Annotated in this window: 1 protein-coding gene; it reads left to right on the top strand. The window is 33.8% G+C overall.

The window, feature by feature from the left end:
* Positions 1-16: 16 nt before the first annotated feature.
* Positions 17-613 (top strand): ATP-binding protein (locus OB13_RS20560; RefSeq protein WP_461492058.1); only part of this gene is annotated, 597 nt, incomplete at its 3' end.

Here is a 613-nt window from a genome sequence, read left to right as displayed (position 1 = left end):
CAAAGCTATTCAGTACTTGAAGGGTAATTACGATGCATTACTTAAAGATGTCATTGCAATGGCTAATTCAGACATAAGAGGTAGCAGGCGCATTATATTAGGAGTAAAACTTAGACCTGATGGTACAAGAGATATAATTGGAATCGAAGATTTAGTTGATGATGGAACCTACCAACAGATTATATCAGATAATGTTGAACCTCAGCTGATTATTAAGTACTACCCTTTTAGTTTTGAATTTAAGAAAGTAGGTATTCTTGAAATACATAATGCTGATGACCCACCTTATATGATGAAAAAGTCATATAATCAAAGTGAAAAGCAGAGGAGCTTGAAGGAAGGAGATAGTTGGATACGTGTTGGTTCATCCCAAAAACCTATAACAAGAAAGAATATCGATAGATACATCAAAAGTGCTGTTGATAAGTATGTTGATGATAAGTACATATCAGGTAAGATTGAAGTATTGTTAACAAATGTTGTTACAGGTAATAATATTCTAAAAGCGGAGCAGTTATCAGAAATTCCTTCTGAGTTGGCTGCAAACAAAATAAGAGATATAATCAAAAAGAAAGAATCCTTACCAGCACCTGACAAGTTGCCTGATAATCCT

It is taken from the genome of Pontibacter sp. HJ8, from assembly GCF_054824225.1.
Note: the sequence above shows the minus strand (reverse complement) of the source record. Positions and strands in the feature narration are given on the sequence as shown.